Here is a 1,388-nt window from a genome sequence, read left to right on the forward strand (position 1 = left end):
CCGGATCCAGGAGCCACGAAGAAGGTAACGGGGGGGGTGTCTCGGGCGCTCTCCAGGATCGGCCCTCGTCCCGCATCGTGCCAGGTCCCAGGGTCCTCGGCCCGGTGCGGCGCACGGAGGCCGTGGGCGCGACCGACGCGCTGCTGCCCCTCACTTCGCGTCCGCGTACGACCCCACGCTGGAGACGGTGAGCGGGAAGTCCACGGGGGCGGGACCGAACAGCAGGCGGCCGGCGGCGCTCGCGGACTCCGCCACGACTGTCCGCACGGCCTCGGCCTCCGTGGCCGGGCCGTGCAGGACGACCTCGTCGTGGACGAAGAACACGAGTTCCGTGCGCATGCCCGCAGACCGCATTCGACGGCGGATCTCGCCCATCCAGCACAGCGCCCACTCGGCCGCGGTGCCCTGCACCACGAAGTTCCGGGTGAAGCGGCCCTGGGAGCGCCGCCGTCGCCGGGCCGCGGACTCGGCGGCCTGGGTACCGACGTCGGACACGGATTCCTGCCACGTCGGCCCCGGTGCGGGGGACCAGCGGCCCAGCCACGTGGACACCTGGCCGCCGCCCTCGCCGACGGAGGCCGCCCGTTCGAGCAGGCCGATCGCTCGGGGGTAGAGCCGGCGCAGGTGTGGCATGAGCGCCGCGGAGTCGCCCGTCGTCGAGCCGTACATCGCACCCAGCAGGGCGATCTTCGCGCGCCCGCGGTCGGCCAGCGCGGTGCCGGCTGCCCGGCCCTGCTCCGCCACCTCCCGGTACAGGTCGGGCGTGGTCCCGGCACGGGCCAGCGCCTGGTCGGCGGCCATCGCGGCGAGGATGCGCGGCTCCACCTGGGAGGCGTCGGCCACGGTCAGCGTCCACCCGGAGTCTGCGCGGACGGCGTCGCGCACCCCGGCCGGGATCTGCATGGCCCCACCGCCGTGGGCGGCCCACCGCCCGGTCACCACGCCGCCGACCAGATAGGCGGCGTGGAACCGGCCGTCGTCGCCGATCCACTGGTCCAGCCAGTGCCAGCCGTTGGCCGTCCACAGCCGGGCCAGGGCCTTGTACTCAAGGAGCGGTGCGAGCAGCGCGGCCCGCGCCTCGCGTTCCGCGCCGCCGGCGTCGATCCAGTGCTTCAGGTCCCACTGCCGCGTGGACTCCACGGCCACGCCCGCCGTCTGCAGCGCCCGCAGCAGGCTGGGCTGCGAGTCGGGGCTGAGCCCGGGGGAGCCCAGGACGTCGGCGATGCGTTCGGCCAGGGCCTGCAGGCGGGCGGGACGCTCGCCCGGGGCAGGTCGGGGGCCGAGCTGCTCGGCGAGGAGCGCCTCGTGCACGCCCCGGTCCCACGGCAGACCCGCCGCCCGGATCTCCGCGGCCACGAGTGCACCCTGCGACTCCGCCGCCGCGAGCA

Annotated in this window: 1 protein-coding gene; it reads right to left on the reverse strand. The window is 75.9% G+C overall.

All coding sequences use genetic code 11. The annotated features are described in order from the left end of the window. Positions 1-150: 150 nt before the first annotated feature. Positions 151-1,388, reverse strand: a 1,238-nt coding sequence (locus tag HMPREF3105_RS00175; protein ID WP_070708484.1) for a bifunctional 3'-5' exonuclease/DNA polymerase, incomplete at its 5' end; no start/stop codon positions are given.

The sequence above is a fragment of the Micrococcus sp. HMSC31B01 genome (genome assembly GCF_001816085.1).
Lineage (GTDB): Bacteria > Actinomycetota > Actinomycetes > Actinomycetales > Micrococcaceae > Micrococcus > Micrococcus luteus.